The organism is Streptomyces sp. SID12488 (assembly GCF_010548275.1).
GTDB lineage: Bacteria > Actinomycetota > Actinomycetes > Streptomycetales > Streptomycetaceae > Streptomyces.
On sequence record NZ_JAAGLT010000026.1, the window covers coordinates 130,511 to 149,363 of the forward strand.

General features: G+C 67.8%; 18 protein-coding genes and 1 pseudogene. 13 read left to right on the top strand and 6 right to left on the bottom strand.

Annotation, left to right across the window (positions count from 1 at the left end):
• Positions 1–44 precede the first annotated feature (44 nt).
• The 4 genes from G3I56_RS31660 (at position 45) to G3I56_RS31675 (ending at position 4,537) form a co-directional block, all read left to right on the top strand.
• A complete protein-coding gene (locus tag G3I56_RS31660) occupies positions 45–2,027 on the top strand; it encodes an alpha-L-fucosidase (RefSeq protein WP_164414990.1) in 1,983 nt (660 codons plus the stop codon).
• Positions 2,028–2,077: 50 nt separating this feature from the next.
• The gene (locus G3I56_RS31665) at positions 2,078–3,415 is read left to right on the top strand and encodes a ricin-type beta-trefoil lectin domain protein (protein ID WP_239135218.1); all 1,338 of its coding nucleotides are present in this window, start codon (positions 2,078–2,080) and stop codon (positions 3,413–3,415) included.
• 63 nt (positions 3,416–3,478) lie between these two features.
• Positions 3,479–3,883 (top strand): PaaI family thioesterase, encoded by a 405-nt coding sequence (locus tag G3I56_RS31670; RefSeq protein ID WP_164414992.1) that lies wholly within the window; start codon positions 3,479–3,481, stop codon positions 3,881–3,883.
• 3 nt (positions 3,884–3,886) lie between these two features.
• Positions 3,887–4,537 carry a TetR/AcrR family transcriptional regulator gene (locus G3I56_RS31675; RefSeq protein ID WP_164414993.1) on the top strand — a complete coding sequence of 217 codons (651 nt, stop codon included), beginning with the start codon at positions 3,887–3,889 and terminating at the stop codon, positions 4,535–4,537.
• Here the strand turns inward: G3I56_RS31675 and G3I56_RS31680 are convergent.
• On the bottom strand, positions 4,438–4,893 hold the full coding sequence (locus G3I56_RS31680; RefSeq protein ID WP_343240105.1) for a hypothetical protein: 456 nt from the start codon (positions 4,891–4,893) through the stop codon (positions 4,438–4,440). The two genes, G3I56_RS31675 and G3I56_RS31680, sit on opposite strands and share 100 nt — an antisense overlap.
• Positions 4,894–5,327: 434 nt before the next feature.
• On the opposite strand from G3I56_RS31680, the gene G3I56_RS31685 reads away from it, so the two are divergent.
• The 5 genes from G3I56_RS31685 (at position 5,328) to G3I56_RS31710 (ending at position 8,715) form a co-directional block, all read left to right on the top strand.
• On the top strand, positions 5,328–6,752 hold the full coding sequence (locus G3I56_RS31685; protein ID WP_203691083.1) for a non-reducing end alpha-L-arabinofuranosidase family hydrolase: 1,425 nt from the start codon (positions 5,328–5,330) through the stop codon (positions 6,750–6,752).
• A gap of 110 nt (positions 6,753–6,862) precedes the next feature.
• The gene (locus G3I56_RS31690) at positions 6,863–7,015 is read left to right on the top strand and encodes a hypothetical protein (protein ID WP_164414995.1); all 153 of its coding nucleotides are present in this window, start codon (positions 6,863–6,865) and stop codon (positions 7,013–7,015) included.
• A gap of 257 nt (positions 7,016–7,272) precedes the next feature.
• Positions 7,273–7,596 (top strand): hypothetical protein, encoded by a 324-nt coding sequence (locus G3I56_RS31700; protein ID WP_164414997.1) that lies wholly within the window; start codon positions 7,273–7,275, stop codon positions 7,594–7,596.
• A 178-nt stretch (positions 7,597–7,774) separates the two neighbouring features.
• Positions 7,775–7,966, top strand: a complete 192-nt coding sequence (locus G3I56_RS44235) for a hypothetical protein (RefSeq protein WP_239135219.1) — start codon at positions 7,775–7,777, stop codon at positions 7,964–7,966.
• A gap of 362 nt (positions 7,967–8,328) precedes the next feature.
• Complete coding sequence (locus G3I56_RS31710; RefSeq protein WP_164414999.1) at positions 8,329–8,715, top strand: hypothetical protein; 387 nt, start codon at positions 8,329–8,331, stop codon at positions 8,713–8,715.
• A 34-nt stretch (positions 8,716–8,749) separates the two neighbouring features.
• On the opposite strand, the gene G3I56_RS31715 is transcribed toward G3I56_RS31710, so the two are convergent.
• Positions 8,750–9,487: a hypothetical protein gene (locus G3I56_RS31715; protein WP_164415001.1), complete on the bottom strand. Its 738-nt coding sequence runs from the start codon at positions 9,485–9,487 to the stop codon at positions 8,750–8,752.
• 404 nt (positions 9,488–9,891) lie between these two features.
• Between G3I56_RS31715 and G3I56_RS31720 the strand changes: the two genes are divergently transcribed.
• Complete coding sequence (locus G3I56_RS31720; protein ID WP_164415003.1) at positions 9,892–10,653, top strand: family 16 glycosylhydrolase; 762 nt, start codon at positions 9,892–9,894, stop codon at positions 10,651–10,653.
• A 371-nt stretch (positions 10,654–11,024) separates the two neighbouring features.
• Here the strand turns inward: G3I56_RS31720 and G3I56_RS31725 are convergent, their stop codons facing one another.
• The gene (locus tag G3I56_RS31725; protein ID WP_164415005.1) at positions 11,025–11,897 is read right to left on the bottom strand and encodes an integrase core domain-containing protein; all 873 of its coding nucleotides are present in this window, start codon (positions 11,895–11,897) and stop codon (positions 11,025–11,027) included.
• Between G3I56_RS31725 and G3I56_RS31730 the strand changes: the two are divergent.
• Positions 11,884–12,138: pseudogene (locus G3I56_RS31730) on the top strand (hypothetical protein); the annotation flags it as partial. The gene G3I56_RS31725 and the pseudogene G3I56_RS31730 overlap by 14 nt on opposite strands.
• Positions 12,139–12,284: 146 nt before the next feature.
• Here G3I56_RS31730 and G3I56_RS31735 read toward each other — a convergent pair.
• The 3 genes from G3I56_RS31735 to G3I56_RS31745 all read right to left on the bottom strand — a co-directional run bounded on the left by G3I56_RS31735 (position 12,285) and on the right by G3I56_RS31745 (position 16,781).
• Positions 12,285–12,956, bottom strand: a complete 672-nt coding sequence (locus G3I56_RS31735; protein WP_239135227.1) for a ribonuclease BN — start codon at positions 12,954–12,956, stop codon at positions 12,285–12,287.
• Positions 12,957–13,068: 112 nt separating this feature from the next.
• On the bottom strand, positions 13,069–15,219 hold the full coding sequence (locus G3I56_RS31740; RefSeq protein ID WP_164415007.1) for a hypothetical protein: 2,151 nt from the start codon (positions 15,217–15,219) through the stop codon (positions 13,069–13,071).
• Positions 15,220–15,455: 236 nt separating this feature from the next.
• Positions 15,456–16,781: a hypothetical protein gene (locus tag G3I56_RS31745; RefSeq protein WP_164415009.1), complete on the bottom strand. Its 1,326-nt coding sequence runs from the start codon at positions 16,779–16,781 to the stop codon at positions 15,456–15,458.
• Positions 16,782–17,187: 406 nt separating this feature from the next.
• Here G3I56_RS31745 and G3I56_RS43355 point away from each other — a divergent pair, with 406 nt between their 5' ends.
• A complete protein-coding gene (locus G3I56_RS43355) occupies positions 17,188–17,415 on the top strand; it encodes a hypothetical protein (RefSeq protein WP_203691084.1) in 228 nt (75 codons plus the stop codon).
• 366 nt (positions 17,416–17,781) lie between these two features.
• Positions 17,782–18,735 carry an integrase core domain-containing protein gene (locus G3I56_RS31755; RefSeq protein WP_164415011.1) on the top strand — a complete coding sequence of 318 codons (954 nt, stop codon included), beginning with the start codon at positions 17,782–17,784 and terminating at the stop codon, positions 18,733–18,735.
• Positions 18,736–18,853: the final 118 nt, after the last annotated feature.

Here is an 18,853-nt window from a genome sequence, read left to right on the forward strand (position 1 = left end):
GGCCGGACTTCCTGAGCCTCCCCGATCCCTCTGAAAGGCCCCACATGACTTCCTCGTCCCTGCCGATCAGCCGGCGCCGACTGCTGGCGGCTGTCGGCGCGTCGACGGCCGTCGGCCTGCTGCGGTTCGCCCCCGAGGCCGCCGCGACCGACGGCCCCGGAAGCTACACCGCGAGCTGGTCCTCCGTGGACCAGCACCCCCCGGCCCCGGCCTGGTTCCAGGACGCCAAGTTCGGCATCTACTACCACTGGGGCGTCTTCAGCGTCCCCGCGTTCGGCAACGAGTGGTACCCGCGCAACATGTACATCGGCGGCTCGGCCGAGAACAACCACCACAAGGCCACTTACGGCGACCCCTCGGCCTGGCCGTACCACAACTTCATCGACGGCGCCCGCGACAAGGCGGGCAACTTCGTTCAGTTCGCCCCCAAGCCGGTCTCCCAGGGCGGCAGGTGGGATCCGGACGCCTGGGCCCGGCTGTTCAAGGCCGCGGGCGCCAGGTTCGCCGGCCCGGTCGCCGAGCACCACGACGGCTTCTCCATGTGGAACAGCCGCTCCAACCCGTGGAACTCGGTCCAGCACGGTCCCAGACTCGACCTGGTGGGGCTGCACGCGCAGGCCATCCGCGGGCAGGGACTGAAGTTCATGGCCTCGCTGCACCACGCCTACCACTTCAACGGCTTCTACGACCACGTGCCGAACCAGTCGGACCCGACGCTCCGCATCCTCTACGGCCAGCAGGGCTCGGCCGCGGAGAACAAGCTCTGGTACGACAAGCTGGTCGAGGTCATCGACGGCTACCAGCCGGACCTGGTCTGGCAGGACTTCGACCTGGGCCTGGTGCAGGAGTCCTACCGGCTCCAGTTCCTCGCGCACTACTACAACCAGGCCGTCGCGTGGAACAAGGACGTGGTCGCGACCTACAAGGACGGCCTCAACAACAAGGGTGAGGTCTTCGACTTCGAGCGCGGCGGCCCGGCAGGGCTGCTCACCCCCTACTGGCTGACCGACGACAGCATCTCCTCCTCCAGCTGGTGCTACACGGTGGGCATCGGCTACTACTCGACGCAGGCCATGCTCCACTCGCTGATCGACCGGGTCAGCAAGGGCGGCAACATGCTGCTCAACATCGCCCCGATGGCCGACGGCACCATCCCCTCCGGGCAGCAGTCCATCCTGCTCGCCATGGGCGACTGGCTCGGCCGCTTCGGAGAGGCGGTCTACTCCACCCGCTCCTGGTCCAGTTACGGCGAGGGCCCCACCAAGATGGGCGGAGGCTCGTTCAGCGGACCGGTGGCCGGCAAACCGCAGGACATCCGGTTCACCCGCAGCCGGGACAACAAGGTGCTCTACGCCACCGCCCTGGGCTGGCAGGGCGGCACCATGACGATCACGACGCTGAACTCGAACCAGATCAACCTCAGCAGCCTGACGGGCGCCCAATTACTCGACAACACCGCCGGCACCTACATCAACCTGCCCGCGCCGACCCAGGACGCGTCGGGTCTGCACCTCACCATGCCCTCGTCCAACCCTCCGTTCAGCGCGCTGGCATACACGGTCAAGCTGACCTTCTCCGGTGACATCCCCGTCCTGGGCGCGCCGGGCGGCTCCACGACCTGGGTCAGGATCGCCAACGTGACCAGCGGACTGGTGCTCGACAGCGGGGGCAACGTCGCCTCCGGTTCCAACCTCAAGCAGTGGAACTACGACGGAAGCACCAACCTGCAGTGGCAGCTGATCGACCTCGGCAACGGCTACTACCGCATCATCAACCGCACCAACGGCATGGCCGCCGACAGCTGGGGGAACGCCGCCAACGGCGCTCCCGCCCGCCAGGAGGCGTGGAACGGCGGCAACAACCAGCAGTGGTCACTCAACAACCTCGGCGACAACCGCTACCAGATCGTCAACCGGGACACCGGCACCGCCCTCGACGGCAGCGGCAGCACCACGGCCGGCTCCACCACGGTGCTGTGGACGCCGAACTCCAGCACCAACAACGCGTGGACCATCACCGGCGTGTGAACCGGCGCTCCCCGTACGACGGAAGAACTCGACGACGGAAGAAGGAGAGCATGGAACGTAAACCGCTCTTATTGTCCATCGCGGCCGCACTGCTTCTCATCCTGACCACCGCGGGCACCTCGTTCAGCAGCGCCCTCGGCGCACCCGCGCCGGCCACGAGGTCCGCTGCCGCGGCGAGCGCGGGCTGCGGCAAGGCCCCGACGCTGACCAGCGGTAACCACACGATTCAGAGCGGCGGCCAGAACCGCAGTTACATCCTGCGGGTCCCGGCCGGCTACGACAGCAACCACCCCTACCGGCTGGTCTTCGGTTTCCACTGGCGGGGCGGTACGGCCAACGACGTCGACTCGGGCGGCACGGACGGGTACAACTGGTCCTACTACGGCCTCAGGCGCCTGGCGGACAACGCGAACAACAGCACGATCTTCGTCGCCCCCCAGGGCAACGGCAACGGCTGGGCCAATCCCGGCGGCCAGGACGTGGCCTTCGTCGACGCCATGGTCAACCAGATCGAATCGGGCCTGTGCGTCGACACCACCCAGTTGTTCTCCGCCGGCTTCAGCTACGGCGGCGCGATGTCGTACGCCCTCGCCTGCTCCCGGGCGACGGTCTTCCGCGCGGTCGCGGTCTACTCCGGCGCGAACCTCAGCGGCTGCAACGGCGGTAACCAGCCCATCGCCTACATGGGACTGCACGGCCTCAGGGACAACGTGCTGCCCATCCAGTCGGGACGAGACCTGCGCAACACCTTCGTCCGGACGAACGGCTGCACCTCGCAGAACCCGCCCGAGCCGGCCAACGGAAGCCTGACGCACATCATCACCACCTACTCCGGATGCAGGTCCGGATACCCCGTCGTCTGGGCCGCGTTCGACGGAGCCGGCCACGACCCCGGTCCCATCGACGGCTCCACCGGCGACGGCTGGCGCACCTGGACATCGGCGGCGGTGTGGCAGTTCTTCACCCAGTTCGGCTCGAACCAGCCGCCGCCCCCGCAGTCCGGCAACCAGGAAATCGTCGGCCAGCAGTCGGGGCGCTGCCTCGACATCAACAACTCGACCACGGCGAACGGTACGCAGGCACAGCTGTGGGACTGCAACGGCGGCTCCAACCAGCGGTGGACCTACTCCACCGGAAAGCAGCTGGTTGTCTACGGCAACAAGTGCCTGGGTGTCGGCCAGGGGGCGGGCAACGGCACCCCGGCGGCGATCTGGGACTGCAGCGGACAGGCAGACCAGCAATGGAACGTCAACGCCGACGGCACGATCACAGCAGCGCAGTCGGGGCTCTGCCTGGACGCCAGCGGCCAGGCGACCGCCAACGGGACGAAAGTCCAGCTGTGGAGTTGCTCGGGCGGCGCCAACCAGCACTGGCGCCTGCAGAACTGAACAATTGACGTCCTGAGTTAACGACGATAAGTCAACGTCGTTAACTCAGGACGGGAGTAGCTCGTGGTCACACTTGAAGCCGAAGAGGTCTACGCGCTCGCGCCGTACACCAAGACGCTTGGAGTCGAGTTCGAGGAGATCGCGGCGGTCGGCGTCCGGGCCAGGCGGGCGCACGATCTCTCCCTCTCCACGGTGGGCGGCGGCTTCCACGGAGGGGCGTTGATGGGGCTCGGCGATGTGTGTGCCGCCGTGTGTGCCGCCCTCAACGGTCCAGTCGGCGCCGCACCGGGCACTGTGGAGTCGAGTACGCATTTTCTTCGGCCCGCAGGCACGAGCGTCGTCGCGACAGCCCGTCCCCTGCGCCTGGGGCGCAAAACTGTCATCGAGGTCGACGTCCACGACGAGAAGGGCGAACTGTGCACCCGGGTGACCCAAGTGGTCACCGCCGTCGTGCCGAAGGCGCCCTGATTCATGTCTGCGACCGGTTCCCGGGTTCGTGCCCCCAAGGGGCAGGGCGGGCTGCTCCGAGACCAGCTTCTCGGCATCGCCGATCAACTACTGGAGGACGGGGGTGCCGAGGCGCTGACGATTCGTGCCGTGGCGACAAGTGCGGGAGTCAGCCCGCCGGCCGTCTACCTCCACTTCGCCTCGAAGCGGGACCTCGTCCATGCGACGTGCCTGCGGGTATGGAGCTCCCTGTTCGGCGAGTTGGAAGCAGTGTCGCGGGACATCCCGGATCCCGTGACGGCGCTGTACGAGATCTGCGTCGCCTACATCGCGTTCGGACTTCGTCATCCTTCCCAGTACCGGCTCGTGATGACGGGGGAGGCCACCGAGGCCGGCCGCCGGAACGAGGACGAATGCTTCCGCTGTTTCCGGGACAAGGTCGCAGCGTGTGCTGATGCCGGGGTTCCGGTGACGAGTAGGACCGAGACCGCCAGGGTGTTGTGTGCCGGCGTGCACGGGGCGGTTTCCCTGCTCATCCACCAAGACCGTGACGCTTGGCCTCCGGACCGCGATCGCTACGTCAGACGAGCGGCATCCTCTGCCGTCCACGGCGCGCTTCTCACCTCATCCCACACGTCCGGCCCCTCGGTGGCTGACGTGACGCAGTCGGGCTGACCCCGGGTGCCTGGACGGCATCCGGGGCGGTCGGACCAGACGACGGTGCCGGTCACCGCGCCGGCGTTCTTGGTCACGCGGTAGGTCACCGTGGCGCCGCTCCAGAAGTGGAAGACGAGCGTGGCCTGCGCGTTGTCCCGGAGCGCGTTGAGGAAGTCGGAGGTGAGCAGGAGCCCGTTGTCGGAGTAGTCCGGGCTGAAGGTGAAGGACACGTTGAACTCCTGGTAGGGACTCCAGCTGACGGGCCCGGCGTTGGAGCCGTCGGCGTAGGTGGCCTCCATGGTCGCCGGCTGGTCACCCCGGTACTGGGTGGGGATGGTGAGACCGCTGGTGGAGCCGGTCGCGTCGGACAGCACCGGCCTGTCGGATCCGGGCGGTTCGGTTCGAGGCCCGCGGAAGACTCTCGTGCACTCCATCACCGCATCGAATGTTTCGGGATTCTAGGCGAATCATGCGAGATGTATTGACGCCGTTCTGCGGTTCCCTATCATCCAGAGTGCTCGATAGTTCGACTCTTGTTCGGTATGACGAACAAGAGGGTCGCTGCACCCGCACAGCAGGACGTCACCGCACACGCCTGCCGCCATGCTTGAGCCGCAAAGGGTATGCCGCACGATGCATCTGTCATGGTCGCATCAAGCATGCCGTCGCAGCCGTGCGCCGACGGCCGCCACCGGCCCTTCGCCGCCGCCCGGGTGCCGCGGACCGCTACGAACCGCACCATCTCGACAGTCCGGCCGGCCTTTGAGAGGGCAGCCGGAACCGCTCACTCGAGGACAACGAGGTCCCCATGCGCAGACGTAGTTTCGACCGCGGACGTGTGTCCGTGGTGCTCGCCGCTGCGATCGCGGTCCTGGTCGCGTTGGCGGCGATGCTCGTCGCCAACCCGGCTCAGGCGGCCACCAGCGGCGCCTTGCGCGGTGTCGCCGCCGGCCGATGTCTCGATGTGCCGAACTCCAGCCAGACCGACGGTACGTACGTTCAGATCTGGGACTGCTCGGGCGGGACCAACCAGCAGTGGACGGCGACGGACAGCAACCAGTTGACCGTGTTCGGCAACAAGTGCCTCGATGTTCCGGGCCACGCCACCGCGGCCGGTACCCGGGTGCAGATCTGGACCTGCAGCGGGGGCGCGAACCAGCAGTGGCGGGTGAACTCCGACGGCACGATCGTCGGCGTGGAGTCCGGACTGTGCCTCGACGTCACGGGCTCCGGTACGGCCAACGGCACGGCGGTGGAGATCTGGACGTGCAACGGCGGCAGCAACCAGAAGTGGACCGGCCTGTCCGGGACAACCCCGCCGGGCGGCGGCAACTGCGCTCTGCCGTCGTCGTACCGGTGGACGTCGACGGGAGCGTTGGCCCAGCCGGCGAACGGGTGGGTCGCCCTGAAGGACTTCACCAACGTGGTCTACAACGGCAAGCACCTGGTCTACGCGTCGAACGTGTCGGGATCGTCGTACGGCTCGATGGCGTTCAGTCCCTTCACGAACTGGTCCGACATGGCGTCGGCCGGCCAGACCGGCATGAGCCAGGCCGCGGTGGCGCCCACGCTGTTCTACTTCGCACCCAAGAACATCTGGGTGCTGGCGTACCAGTGGGGCGCGTGGCCCTTCATCTACCGCACATCGAGCGACCCCACCAACTCCAACGGCTGGTCCGCACCCCAGCCCCTGTTCACCGGCAGCATCTCCGGGGCCGCCCCGATCGACCAGACCCTGATCGCCGACGACCAGAACATGTACCTGCTCTTCGCCGGTGACAACGGCAAGATCTACCGGGCGAGCATGCCGATCGGGAACTTCCCCGGCAGCTTCGGCTCGTCGTACACGACGGTCATGAGCGACACGGTGAAGAACCTGTTCGAAGCACCGGAGGTCTACAAGGTCCAGGGCCAGAACCAGTACCTGATGATCGTCGAGGCTCGGGGTGCGAACGAGCAGCGCTTCTTCCGCTCGTTCACGGCCTCCAGCCTGAACGGTTCGTGGACCCCGCAGGCCGCCACCGAGAGCAACCCCTTCGCGGGCAAGGCCAACAGCGGTGCCACCTGGACCAACGACATCAGCCACGGTGACCTGGTCCGCAACAACCCCGACCAGACCAAGACCATCGACCCCTGCAACCTGCAGTTCCTCTACCAGGGCAAGTCCCCGACCGCGAGCGGCCCCTACGACCAACTGCCATGGCGGCCGGGCGTCCTCACCCTGCAACGCTGACCGTTGACGGATGCTCATCGCGTCGAGGAACCCCAGCCGTGCGTCGGCCGGGGTTCCTCCGCACGGCCGCTGATTGCGCCTCGCGCATGGCCGAAGTCAGGGGGCCTGACGTGCAGGGCAGGCAAGCGCTGGGCGAGGCCGGGTACGGCTGTCTCGACGCGCGGGGCTTCCACCTCGAGAGCGCCGACTTCCACGAGTACATGCAGCTGGGCTGGGCCTTCCAGGACGGCTGTAGGGTTCCAGAAGTGACGTACAGCATCTGACCAGGCACTTTGCGACTCCGGGCGATCACGACAAGCTCGGACCCCATGGCACTGCGCATGCTCTACCTGGTCTTCCTCCGACTCCTCGGACTGCTCCTGCTGCTCTCCCGCTCGCAGCAGACCAAGGACGCCGAGCTGCTCGCGCTGCGTTCCCCGCGACTCCGGCAAGATCAGCGGCAACCTCCGGCGCCCGCAGCGATACAACCGTCGGCTCCAGCGCCTCCTCTACACCTCTGCGCTGTTCAGCATCCGAAGGTGTGAGGAATCCCGTCGGGTCTACGACCGACTACGTGCACGGCCGGTGGAAGCCGGAAGCGACCGAGGAACACCGCGCACGAATCCTGTCCGTGCAGGCGAGCACCGACCGAGGCCTGGACAGCCTGGCCGCCGACGGCGTCCTGAGTGTCGAGTCCATCGAACAGATGCTGCGCCCGCACCCGGAGCTCGGTTCCTGGAGAATGGCACCCGTACTGCGCGCCTACCCTTCCGGTAGCCCCGATGCCCAGGCGCTCGTACGGGAAATGCTGGACGCGATCGCCGGCTTCCCGCTGCTACCGCCCTGGTCACAGGCCGGGGTTTGAGTCAGTACCGCGAGGAGCTTACGGCGAGCGGTTTTTTTGGGGTCGGCCGTGGCGCCGCCGGGCACGCCTGTGCGAATCGAACGTCTGCGCAGGGTGACGCCGTGCCCTGCCGTAGAGTCCCCGATGTCCGAGGGCCGGCGGTACGGGCCGGTCCCGGCACCCAGGGCAGGAGCAAGCGATGACAGCACGTGTTCCTGCGGCCTCACCCGGAGGGGAGCCGCCTCCGCAGCTCGTGCCTGCGGTCGACGAGGAGAGGGCGCGGCTGGAGGCGGTGCGCCGCTACGACATCCTCGACACTCCACCGGACGGCGCCTTCGACCGGGTCGGGCGATCGCCGCGCGGCTGTTCGACGTCCCTGTGGCAACCGTGACGATCGTGGACAGTGACCGGATCTGGTTCAAGGCCACCCACGGGCTGGACGGCGTCACCCAGATCGGCCGGGACCCGGGTTCCGCCAGGACGGCCAGACCAACATCGCCGCCGCCCTCCGCCACACCGGCCGCGACTACACCGGCCCCTACGAACCGTCGGCCTCACGGGACGAACCCAGACAGATCTCGATCACGCAATGATCCTGTCTCAGTACCCCACAGGTTTACCCCCACGTACGCCACAGGTTTACCGAAAACTCCTACCAACATGGGATGGCATCGAATACGTGGAATGCCAGGCTCTCCCCCCGAGAGCCGGATCCTTTCTGCTTTCTGAGAAGACCGGATTGAAGGGGAGAAAATGAGAGAAGACAGCATCCAGCGTGGCAAGTTGTTCCGGCGAGGCGCCCAGGCGCTCGCGGTTCTCGCGTTCGCAGCGGCGATGCCGGCCGTCACTGCCGCACCTGCGGAAGCCGCAGTCTGCTCCACGTCCTGGAGCAACAAGAGCGACTACAAGGCCGGAGTGTACGGAACGGGTGTGAACTACCGCAGCGGCCCGTACACCAGCTGCGACCCGAACGGACAGTGGTCGAACATCCAGGTCTACTACCACTGCTGGCGCTATGGCACGAGCGTCAACGGAGAAAACATCTGGTGGCACGTCCGGAGAGAGGGAACCCAGCAGCAGGGCTGGGTGCTCTCGTCCTACCTGGGCATATGGAGCGACGACCCGGCAGACCAGTGCTAGACGGCGAGCAGCCTCACGAGGGGGCTCGCTGTCACTACAGATGATCAAGGTCTGTCTTTCCCAGAGGACCAGTCCCCAGGGGAAGGCCAGCGAAGTGTCGGGACGGCAGCGGCTCCCGCAACGGGTGCCGTCCCAAGGCGGTGAGTACGGAGATCGGGCAGGGCCGACCGGAGCGCGCCGCACCAGCCACCGAGCGGGCCCGGGCGAAGCCTGCTGCACCTGCACGTGGATGCCTGACGGGGCGCGGGTTTGCCGGCACCGTGGTGCCGGACCCGACCTCGGAGGCCAGCCAGGCTGAGCCGTCTCGGAGGGACGCCCTTTGTACGGAGGCCGTTGAGCGGGGCCGGCGGGCCCGGACGACGGTGGGCGGAGCGTGGGGTGGGCGGCTCGATGCCGTCCACCCCACTGCCCAGCGGCCGGGGTCCGGGGCCGGCCCGGCGCCGACGATCAGCACCTTCTTGCCGGGGCGGCGCGAGCGGGGCAGACCGTTGTTCAGGAGGATGTCGGCGTAGCGCGGTACGAACGGCTGGTCCTCGTCGTCCCGTACGAGGATGGCCCGGGCGACCGTCAGGCAGGCACCCCAGTCGGCGACCGCGGTGGCGGGGGCGGCCTGCGCGGTCCTGGCGGAGGTGGCGGCGACCGTCAGCCCGCCGGCTCCGGCGACGGCGGCCTCGCCGACGATGACGATACGACGGGAGGGCGCCGGTGCGTGCCCGCCGGGGGTACCGGGAGCTTCAGGGGTTTCGGAGCTGGCATCGAGATCCATGATCATGACCCAACTCTTGCCGCCCGCCCGGGCCCGAACGGCCAGAATGCACCCGCGCGGGAAAGTACCACCCGGACGTGCGTCGCGCGCCGCCCCGTGCTGGCGAACTGAGTTTTGTACGGGCGGTATTCGTACCGAGCAGGCGAGCGCCGCACTGGCTGCACCGCCGATGTTCCTCCTGGCCATGCGCCAGGCTTCTCCCGTCCGGCGGGGCCCAGGGGACCTCACCCGGCTGATAGTTCTACGACCGCACCGGGACGAGGTCGCCGACCTCATCGAGCAGCGGTTCGTGGGCGCGCGCGGTGTCTGCGGCAGAGTTTTGGCAATGCGGATTCGCTCGTCCGAGTGGTCCGTGTCGTGGGTTCACCGGCATTTGCATGCCGACGTCATATATGGAGCAGCATCTGCGCATGGAGAATCCTGCATGCGATGGGACACCGTCGGCGGAGGGGATTTCGTCGCGACCTGAGGTCGTCTTTTCGGCGGACTTCGCGTCTACCCGGCAATGGGTGGCAGGGCGTTCGTGGGCGTATCCGAACGGCGGACCGGTCAATCCCGGTGACAACAAGCTGGATCACCTGACGGCGGACCCCGCGTACAGCCGATCGGGCACCTTCCGTGCCACCGTCCGCAAGGACGGCCGATGGGACACGGGCCTGCTCACGACGGAGGGGAGCGAGGAGGCCTTCACCGTCCGTGCCGGGGATGTGCTCGAGGCGCGGGTCAGACTGCCGTACGAGGCCGGGGCCTGGCCGGCCATCTGGACCTGGCGGGACGGCGACCAGGAGATCGATGTCTTCGAGTACCACCCCGACAACCCCGACCTTCTGGAGCTGACCAACCATGTCCGCGGCGGCAACATCTACTACCGTGACGCCGCTATCGGCCCGGGCGCGTGGGTCGACCTTCGCGTTGAGTTCGGCCCGAGGTCCGTGATCTGGTGGGTGAACGGCAGCCGGGTATTCGCCGACCGCCAAGGTGTGGGACGTGCCTGGCACGCCTACCTCATCGTCAACCTGTCGGTGTCCGCGGGCCGCTATCACCCGCCACCGCCTCCCCACGTCAAGGAGATGTCGTACGAGGTCCAGCACCTCGTGGTGCGGCGGCCAGTCGCGCTTTTGGAGGCACTGTCCGACGAGTCCGAGGCGGTGGACGACAGCGACGGGCCGTGAGCCTGTGGACGACGGCGATATTCCGCAGGCCAGAAGCGGCCAACATGGGGGCTGTTACTTACTTTCGGGTGACGGCCTGCGCGGCGCCGGGGGTGGCGCGGTGTGGCGGCTGCGGGCCCTGGTCCAACTTCTGCGTCGGCGCGGGATCGTGGCGGGTCGTCAACCTCGGGCATCGTGCGGGAGGTGGTGGGCTGGTACAACGCTCAGATTGTCGCGGAGCGTCGCGCACCGGTGCGCGACGATGTACGGATCGATGAGCTGAAGGCCGGCCGTGAGGCCGCGCTCGCCGACCAGGCGCGGCTGGCGAGCGCCGATCCGGCGGAGGAGGCCCGGATCGCCGCCTGTAGGGCTCGGAAAGTCATCGCCTCAGGTCATTCGGCGTATCTGTACTCGTTGATGGTGCCGCCGAGGACTCGGGTGCGTAGGAGCCTTCGGTCGTCGAGGTCGTGGACTGGGGCGGGCTGCTCGACAGCATCGGGTGGTCTCTGGCCCCGGGCCCGATGAGGCCGGTGGCCGTTGTAGTGGTCTTGATATTCGGCCAGAACCCGCCGCGCGTGAGCCTCGTTCAGCACCAGGACGTGATCCAACACCTCACGGCGGACAGTGCCGATCACCCGCTCGCAGTGCGCGTTCATCCGGGGCACTCGCGGGGCGCTCAGCAGGACGTCCATGTCCTCGGCCTCGAAGACCGCATCGAAGGACGCGGTGTATTTGGTATCGCGGTCACGCAGGACGAAGCGGAGCGACTCCACACCGGTCCCCAGGTCCGTCGCGAAGTTGCGAGCCTGCTGAGTGGCCCACTCGCCGGTCGGGTGCCTGGTGACACCGGTGACGTGCAGCCTCCGGGTGCCGTGCTCAAGGAACGCCATCGCATAGAGGCGCGTACCCAGCACCGTGTCCACGTGGAAGAAGTCGGCAGCAATGATCCCTTCAGCCTGGGTGGTGAGGAACTCCCGCCAGCTCGGGCCGGACCGGCGCGGGGCCGGGCCGAGGCCGGCGGCGTGCAGAATCTCCCAGACCGTGGACGGTCCGATCGGATGCCCCAGACGTGCCAGCTCCCCCTGAATTCGGCGGTGGCCCCACCGCGGATTCTCGCCCGCCAGCCGCAGCACCAGCTTTTTGAGTGCGGCCGCGGTCGGCGGTCGACCGGTACGGCCACGTCGGGCAGAGTAGTCCCACTTCTTCGCGATCAGCCTGCGGTGCCACATCAGCAGCGTCCCCGGCGCGACCGTGAACGGTTCCATCGCGGCAGCCGTGCGCGGCTCGTTCGGCGATGTCCGGTTCACCGACCGCACCCGGGGCAGCGAGTTGTTCGTGAACCCGCTGATGTCCCTGTACTTCGCCTTCGACCTCCCGGGCCTGGCAGCCCGCTGCCTCTACCTGGACCGGATCGAGGACACCCATCTCATGCGCCAAGTCCATTCGCGGATCACCGAGTTCCGCGAATCCATAGTCACTCGCCCACCCCGCAGCTTTCCGCACTGATGACCAGGCCGACGGTGCGCTGCTCGGTGCCCTCGGCGCGTCCGCCTCGGTGCCGCGCCTGGAGCACAGCGTCACCGGGCCCGCGTCGACAGAGACCAGAGCCCTGAACCCGTCCCGCATCAGGGAGTACGCGGACACCCGGGTCTTCACACCGCTGGTTGCACGACGACCAAGGCAGGCGGGTGGTCGGGTACGGGTGCTGAGGCGGAGGCGATCAGCGGTGAGAAGACGAGACGGGAGAAGATCCGAAGACCGAGCAGCCCGAGCGCCGTCACCAACGCGCCGGGCAGCAGGGCGCTCCAGGCGATCCGCCCGCCGAGCAGCATCCGTTGCGACCACCAGAAGAACAGGACGGCGCTCAGCGTCGCTGCCAGTGTGCCGGCCGGCGAATGACGCCACAGCGTGGTGGTGGCGGTCAGGTAGAGGGACCCGACGAGCACGGCGAGCCACAGCACGTGCCGCCATCTGGCATACCAGCGGGCCGGGGGCAGCTCCCAGACCTTCGCGTAGCCGGTCTGCACCGCCGCCCCGAACGTCAGCCCGAAGACGGCGAGGGCGGCCAGGCCGAAGGCGGTCGTGGTCTGTAGCACCTGGCCGGGCCTCGCGAACAGCTGCCCTATCTGGTCCCTGGCCGTCCTCGACACACCGAGCCCGTCTCCCAGCCACTGCGCGAACCCCCGCCCGTGCTCCGGATCGGCCGCGGAGACAACGATCAACAGGGGCACCAGCGTGAGGAATCCGAGCGCTGCGAAGCCCAGCGACCTCGTCCCGGGCGGCCGACGCCGTCCATGCGGTGCGTACGTGTGCGGTCGGTGCATCCGCTCGGGGAAGGGGTCTTCGCCGAAGTGCGCTGTCATCAAGGACCGGGTCCTTGGTGACAGCGCACCGACGATCACCGGCTGCCTGACCGACCGGTCAGGGCGTCACCCGCTAGGAGCAGTTGAAGGCGCCCCGTGCTTGGTACTGGGCGATACCGTAGGGGAGCACGATCTTGAGGCATCCGCCCCACGCGTAGTAGCGAGTGGCCTTGCCTGACAGGTACGAGGAGTACCAGTGGAGGGCTCTGCAGATGGCGCCCGCCAGTCCCGGGATCATCGTGCAGGCCTCGAAGAGGGTATTGGCGATCCACCCCGCGTTCCTTGCGCTGGCCGTCTCACCGCGGTTGAGGTAGAGCGTGCCCTTGTAGCAGAACTTCCAGACGCACGACCATTTCCACCTGGGGTCGGCCACCACGGGAAACGTCGGCGAGACGGTGGTTCCCGAGGCGTCCGTGACGGGGGTGAGATCCACGTGGAGAGTCAGCGTGCTGCCGTTGACGGTGTAGGTGGCGGGCCAGCTGACGCCGGCCGCGTCGGTGGCCCAGGGCTCCTCGATGACGCCCAGCGGCTGGGCGTCGGTGCTGCCGTCGGCGTCGGTGACGTCCTGGACGATGTCGACGGTCCCGTCACCGTCATCGCCGGTGACCATGCGGACGCCGGCGGGCAGGGTCACCGGGAAGTCGTAGGAGGTTGGCGAGGAGCTGCTGTCCAGGGTGACAAGGGCCCGGAAGCCGCCGTCGTCGGTGGGCTGGACCGCGGTGGAGTATCCGCTCTGTGAACCGGGGTAGACGACGGTGCCGGTCGTCGACCGGGTTCCGGTCCCGGTCGCGGGGAGCCCCACGTTGATGGTTCCGTACGTGCCGGTCAGGGATACGCCCGAGGATGCCGTCTTGGGCACTTCGACCGTGTTGGTTCCCATGTCGTCCGTGCACGAGGAAACGGCGACGTTGCCGGTGTCGCTGGTGGTCTGCTGGTTGATGTCGCTGACCCCGGTGACGTTCTCGACGGTAGCGGCAGTCGTGCCGCCGGCCGAGGTGGCCGTCGTGTCCGGGCTCCCGAAGTAGGCGTAGGCGTCGACGGAGACGGTGACGGCGGAGGAACCGGTGTTGGTGAGGACCACTTGACCGGAGCAGCCGACACGGGCGGTGGTGAAGGTGCTGATCGGGGCGTTCGCGTGGTAGGCGACGGTGTTGAAGCCGGTGTCGGTCAGTCCGGCCGACGAGACGGTGATGACGCCCGCGCCGGCGCTGTCGGCGGTGAGGTTGAGACCGACCGCCGCCGGTTTGGACGTGGGGATGCCGCCCTGCCCGAGGACAGGCAGGGTGTAGTCGTCCCCGGCGGGGATGCTGACGGTGTCGGCGATGCGCGAGGGGGTGAGGGCGTGCACCAGCGCGCCGGTGGTGCTGGCGGTACCGCTGGTGAAGTAGCCGGTCACGGCGACGGAGATGGTGACCGGGTTGAAGCCGAAGTTGTTGATGTTCACGACACCGGCACCCGCCGAGTCCAGCAGCGTGTTGGCGCCGATCTTGGCGATGGCGAAGTTCTGCTCGATCGTCTCGGCTGCGTAGTCGAGTGTGGCGTCGGCGGGAGTGATGTCGCCGGCACCGTAGACGCGGACGGTTCCGGTCCCGGTGCTGAGTGCGGAGACAGAGACGCTGACCGCCTGAACGCCGGAGGAGGGGACCGGGCCTTGGCCGAGCGGCGTCATCCGGTAGGTGGAGTTCGCGGCCACCGTCACGTTGCTGAGGATCTGGGTGGGGGCGACCGGCACGTAGGTGCCTCCCACCGTCGATCCCGCGGTGGTGAGTGTGTAGCCCTGGTCGTCGAGGTAGACCTTTACCGCGCCGGAGCCGGTGTTGACCAGCTTGATCCTGCCGTCCGCGCCGACCTTGGTGATCACCAGGTTGGCCTGGTAGTTGTCCGTGCCGTAGCTCATCGCCGTGCCGGCCGGCTCGGTGTCGTCGGTCGAGTACACCTTCAGCGCCCCGGTCGTCGACCTGCCTTCGGCGCCTATGTTCAGTGCGACCGAGGCGAGGTTGGACGAGGGCAGCCAGCCCTTTCCGGCGAGTGTGACAGTGACCGTGGTGTTGCCCGCGACCTCCACGTTGTCCATGATCCGCCCACGGACCATGTGCCACTGACCGGCGGCGGCGCTGGTGGCGGTGGGGCCGACGGCGCTGGTGGTGGTGGTCGCGGCGGTCGCGGTGACAGGCACCGACAAGGGCACCAGCATGGCCCCCAGCACGCCGGCTGCGGCGACCATCCCGGTCAGGCCGTGACGGGGGGTGCGGGGGCGAACAGGTCTGATCCTTCCGGCGGCGGCGTGCGCCCACCGTCGAACATGACGGAACATCATACGAGCTCCTTTGTTGTGGCAGGGCCGATCTCGTGACGTGGACCTGCGGGTCCTGGATCCGGCGCGGGCCGGCGGCGGCGACCGTGAGGCGCGGAAGGGACGCCCTCGGAGGGATCAGTCACCCGGTCGCCCGGTGCGGATGGTCAGGGCGTGAGGTTCTGGACCGTGTCGTAGAGGAGTTGGTCGTTGTCCTCGAAGTGCGGGGCGATCATCCAGACGCCCTCGCCCTCCACGAAGTTCGGGTACTTGGTCGAGCTCACCCCGACCTGGGTGCCGGTGCCGGTGACCGGGTCGAAGTTCTGGAACCAGGGGCCGCCACTTGCGCCGCCCGTCATATTGCAGGTCATCTCGTAGTCGGTCTTGAGGATGAAGTCCTTCCAGGTGCTGCCGTTGCACTCGACGAGTTGGCGCCCGTCGTAGCGGTAGCGCGATATCTCACGGGTGGGGTCTGTCTGACCCGGTGCCGGAACAGGGGTGCTGACCTTGTCCCAGCTACCCGCGTTGGGGTAGCCGAAGGCGAACATGGTCTGGTTGTAGGGCTGGTTGAAGGCCACGGGCTGAGAGCCCACTACATCGGTCAGGCGCACGCCGGGTCTGGTCGGGTCGGCGACGGTGAGCGCCGAGACGTCGTAGTTGAAGTTGGACAGGTTGACCGTGTTGGGGTTCAGCGTGGTGAAGTCGTTCCACTGCGCGGTGGTGTACGCGGTGGTCGCCGGCCAGAGGCCGTAGGGAGCCTGGGCCAGGCCGACCTTTGTGCCGTCGTAGCCGGGAATGAACATCCAGGCGTCGTCCGTAGCGCTGACCGAGCCCTTCTGGATGGTGCCGGCGAGTGAGCCGAGCGCGACCACGGCCAGCGGATTGGACACGCAGTGGCCCGCCGACAGGATGGTGCTGCCGTTGGCGCTGTCCACCGCGTTCGCCGTGCACTCGGTGGGGTAGGCCACGGTGCGGACCGTGGTGGTGGTCCCGTCCGCGACGGCGGTCACCGTCGTGCTGTCCTTGAAGATGTGCTGCGCGGTGGTGCCGGCCGGTACATAGGCTCCGGCGGAGTCGACATGGAACCACTGAGTCGAGTCGACCGCGCCGATCGCGTCCTCCGGCCGGCTGGGCCGGGTGGCGGCCGGCCAGGCCAGCGTCTGGCGGTAGTACAGTCGCCCGACTGTCGTGTGCACCGCACCGGGACGGCTCCAGATGCGGCCCTCGTCCAGATTGCTGTAGTTGGGGCCGTCGACGCCGTAGTCCGTGTTGTTGGCGTTCCACTGGGCCATGCCCTCGCTGGTCCAGTACGCGATCACGGCGTTCTGCCGGTCGGTGCCGGTGGCCCAGGACGCCTGGTTGACCGCGACCGGCGGTCGCACCGGGTCCACGCCGGTGGCGTCCGCCTGCACTCCTCCGGCACCGGCCCCCAGCGCACCGAGCACGAGTGCGGCCGCCCCGAGCGCTCTGATCATTCCTTGCGTTCTTCGCATGGAGAACTCCCCGAATCTGCCGAGCGATGGCTGACCGGCGCCCCGATTGCCAGCCCCCTCTGCGAGGCTCGATGACTTCCCGCGTACACCGGCGCATTCGATTGAAAGCTAGCTGGAGGGGCCATTTCCCTCGTCCAACCATGGGTTGAACTGCGCCTGCAACCAGGGTAGTTGGCGGTGTACAACCAGGGGTGTAGCTGTGCTTGAGAGCCGGGTGGAGTGTTTGCTCCTGGCCTGGGCTCGGAGGATGTTCGCGCAGCGCACGTTGAGCGGGGCGGTTCGCCGGGCCTTCGCGCAGGTGGCAGACATTGTCTACGCGGTGATGTCGGTCTGGATCTCGAGCACGATGCTGCGCAACTGGCCCAACTCGCAGGGCTACTGGCGGCAAGTCGACGTATGAGCCTACGTGCTGATCGCCCTGGTCTACCTCCCGCTGGCCGTGCGCCGCCGGGCTCCCCTGACCGTGCTCGTCAGTACGGCAGCCTGCACGCTGTGCTATTGGTGGCGCATCGCGTCGACGACGCTCCGGGCTGTGTTGTACACGGGGACGGTCTCTCGTGGGGCTGCTTGGAACCGTTCGACACCGAGGGTGAAGGTCTTCGAGGTGTACTGCGCCACTACGGTCGGCGGGTAGGAAATCGTGGGGCGGCGTGAATCGCGCGGCACGGCGATGTGTACCGCTGCAGGGATGTCGTCGATCAGCTCGTGCAGGGCCAGTGCGGACTCACCGCACACGACGGCGCGAGGAGCCCGCGCACACGGCCAGCAGATCCGCGTGCGCGGGCTCCGGTGCGTCTGCTCGCCGGTAGACCCCCGCGGGAGAGTTCGTCTCTCTCGCCTTCCGTGACCAAGTACGCCAGATCGCGGGGGAGAGCAGGGCCTGACGTTGCCTTTGCCGAATACCTCATCCACGCAGGTGGGATCGGGTTTGGGTGTTGGCCGGGGCCGATCGAGTCGACGGTGTCGCGTGGCGCCGGTTGGCGCGGCATGATGATCGGTCGTGCTGCTGAGACTGGCGTACCTGGGTGTGACGGACGCGTTGACGATGCTGCGACTGCTGCCGATGGGCGACCGGGAGAATGATGTCGAGATCCTCGCTCTGCGCCACCGGATCGGGGTTGTGGAACGGCAGCTGAACGGGCAGCGGGTCCGGTTCCACACGGGCGACCGGGCGTTTTTGGCGTGGCTCCTCCATGGCCTGCCACGGGAGGTGCTGCGCGGGATGCGGCTGCTGGTGCGGCCGGACACGGTACTGCGCCGGCACCGCGACGTCGTCGCCCGCCGACACGCTTCCCGGTCCCGGCCGAAGCGCGGAGGCCGGCCCCGCACCGTGCACTCGATCCGGGCGCTGGTGCTGCGCCTGGCCAGGGAAAATCCAAGTTGGGGCTTTCGGCGCCTGCACGGTGAGCTGCTCGTACTCGGGGTGGAGGTGGCAGCATCCACGGTCTGGGAAATCTTGAAGGAGGCCGACGTCGACCCGGCGCCCGAGCGGGCCTCCAGTACTTGGGCGGACTTCCTGCGCTCCCAGGCCGACGCGCTCTGGGCGTGCGATTTCTTCGAGGACGCCGGCTGCCGGGCTCGCTGTCTGATCAGGGATCGGGACGGGAAGTTTCCACGGCCGTTCGACGAGGTGCTCAAGGACGCGGGTATCGAGGTGGTGCTCAGCGGCGTCCGGATGCCGCGCATGAACTCGGTCATGGAGCGGTGGGTGCAGACCTGCAGGCGAGAGCTGCTGGACCGTACGTTGATCTGGAACCGGCGCCATCTCCTGCGCGCCCTGCGCGAGTTCGAGACGTTTGATAACGAGCACCGGCCGCACCAGGGTCTTGCGAATGCCCGCCCTCTCCACTCGCTGCCCGCTCCGATCGAGGACCCGGACCGGATCGCCCATCTGGACATACGACGGCGAGCGCGACTCGGCGGCACTCTCCACGAGTATCAACATGCTTCCTAATGCTGTTGTCAAGCAGCTGTAGTCACTGGAGGTGTGACTTGGTAGCGCCGTCCGTCGCGGATCAGGGCCCACAGGACGTTGACGCGTCGGCGGGCCAGGGCGAGCACGGCTTGGACGT